Source organism: Vibrio sp. 1401, from assembly GCF_033340295.1.
Genome location: NZ_JAWOWF010000253.1, coordinates 1 through 798 on the forward strand (window position 1 = coordinate 1; position 798 = coordinate 798).

General features: G+C 40.0%; 1 protein-coding gene. It reads right to left on the minus strand.

Annotated features, from left to right (window positions below; all coding sequences use genetic code 11):
- On the minus strand, positions 1 to 574 hold a 574-nt coding region (locus tag R7Z77_RS24920), incomplete at its 3' end, for a sugar transferase (RefSeq protein ID WP_318136990.1).
- Positions 575 to 798 lie beyond the last annotated feature (224 nt).

Genomic DNA, 798 nt, shown 5'->3' on the forward strand with positions numbered 1-798 from the left:
ATTGGCCAGTACGACGCTGCTTAAAGAATACCGGGCCTGGTGACTCAAGCTTAATGAGCAGTGCCGTAATAAGCCCTACTGGGATAGCAACCCACGATAGCATAAAAACAAACAAGAGATCGATGAAGCGCTTTTGCCAGCTGTTCTTACGATTAGAGAGGATAGAAAAAGCTTTTTGGTGTAAGAAGTAGCCGCTATGCAAGAGCTCAGTTTCAGTGTAGCCAAGTGAACGATCAAAGTAGCTCACTAAAGGCTCAACCCAAGCCCCTAGTTCTGTCGCAGCTACAAGAAACGCTTGCTGCTCAGGGTTTAGGTGTGAGCTTTTGAAGTGGCAAAGCGTTTTACTCTTGAAATCCCTAAGGGCATAGTTATTAACTTGAGCGTTAATCTCAGGATGTCTCTTAAGTACCTGAGCAATCTTTGTTTCGTCTTCTTTTGGACAGTAGATATAAATACAAGCATCGGTTTCGCTTGCTGATAACTCGTCCAATGTTGATGTTATGCTGATAGAATTATGCTTAGTTAATTCAGAAGCTTCTCGTTCTTGAAGCGTGTCGCTCATACTGTCTGTCATAGGAATGGAATAAGTTGTTATCGACTAGCCAATTGCTTACAAGTCGGCGATTATAATTTATTTCGTATAGAAATTATATCCCTTAATCCAGAACATGCTTGTAACTTTGAGAATTTTCTTGAACCTGAGTCCTTACTTATGGCTTGTTTTTGAATCTTGACGTAACTATATCAATGAATTCGACAAACTATGTTTGCGATATATTATGTTGTCTCGAAATTAAA